Source organism: Rhodococcus sp. BS-15 (assembly GCF_000813105.1).
Classification (GTDB): Bacteria; Actinomycetota; Actinomycetes; order Mycobacteriales; family Mycobacteriaceae; genus Rhodococcoides.
In genome coordinates, this window is the sequence record NZ_BAOX01000560.1 from 1 (window position 1) to 1,127 (window position 1,127).

General features: G+C 66.7%; 2 protein-coding genes. One reads left to right on the plus strand and one right to left on the minus strand.

The genetic code is table 11. The annotated features are described in order from the left end of the window. Positions 1 to 611, plus strand: a 611-nt coding sequence (locus RHBS_RS27925; RefSeq protein ID WP_145977664.1) for a cytochrome c oxidase assembly protein, incomplete at its 5' end; no start/stop codon positions are given. Positions 612 to 751: 140 nt separating this feature from the next. Here the strand turns inward: RHBS_RS27925 and RHBS_RS29435 are convergent. After that, positions 752 to 913: a hypothetical protein gene (locus RHBS_RS29435; RefSeq protein WP_155288468.1), complete on the minus strand. Its 162-nt coding sequence runs from the start codon at positions 911 to 913 to the stop codon at positions 752 to 754. Positions 914 to 1,127: the final 214 nt, after the last annotated feature.

A 1,127-nucleotide genomic window follows, 5' to 3' on the forward strand; every position in this document is an offset into this window, starting at 1 on the left:
CCGCGCCGGCAGCCGACGCACCGGGCTCGCGCGAATGGCTCCGGGCTGCATGGCACAGCCGAGCAGCCCGGATCGCGATCCACCCGTGGGTCAGCACCACGGTGTTCCTGAGCAGCTTCTACCTGATCTACCCCGGCGGAGTGTTCGACACCGTCGCCGACTCGCATGTGGCACACATGGTGATGAAGGGCTGGTTCCTGACCGTCGGGATGGTGATGTTCTGGGGCACGGTCGGCGAAGACCCGGTACCGAGACCGATCGCGGGACTGACGAAGTTGCTCGCGAGTATCACCGCGTTGGCCGGGTTCGCATTCTTCCTCGTCGTGACGATCGATCTCGAGACCGCGCTCGGAGCGAGCTTCTACAGCGGACTGCGTCTGGATTGGAACGCAGACCTGCTGGCCGACCAGCGGCGCGGCGGCACTCTTGCGTGGGGCATCGGCGAGTTGCCGTTGCTCGCTGCCGCGGTTCTCGCCGCGGTCCGGTGGTCGGCGGCCGACGAGAGCGCGGCACGGCAACGAGATCGCCGAATCGACGATCAAGGTGATACCGAACTCGAGGCGTACAACACCATGCTCGGTGGCCTGTCCTCTCGGCGCGATCACCCCTGATACCCGAAGAATCCGTTCTCGGTCAGGGACGCCGTAGCCCGCGGGATGTCCTCCGAGGACCGTGACCAGCGGTATGGGCGAATCCGGGTCGAGTGGGATGGAAAAACTATGCTCGATAGTAGTAACCTGTGGCCTGACCGTCACCATTTCGTTATCTCGAGCGAGGCCTCGGCCTCGTAGCCACCAAGGATTGTGATCTTGGCCCGACACCGCACACCCGATCCGATCGACGACGACTGCGCAGCGCCGGCGCGCGGCGGCGTGATCTCGATGCCCGTCGGCACCAGGCCGACGGCGCTCACCGATCGCCCCCCGTCATCGACGGGCCGAGTTCGCACCCTCACGTTTTGTGACCGAGTCGCCCGCCGATGCCGGGTACTCCGACACTCTGCCGGAGGACGAGCACACGCCCTCGGCGCTGACGCCCGCACCGGATGGAACCGTTCACGCGGTCAGCGACGCCTGGGACACCGCGGCCGCGGACACTACCGCGTCGATGTGGGCGGCGCACGTGGC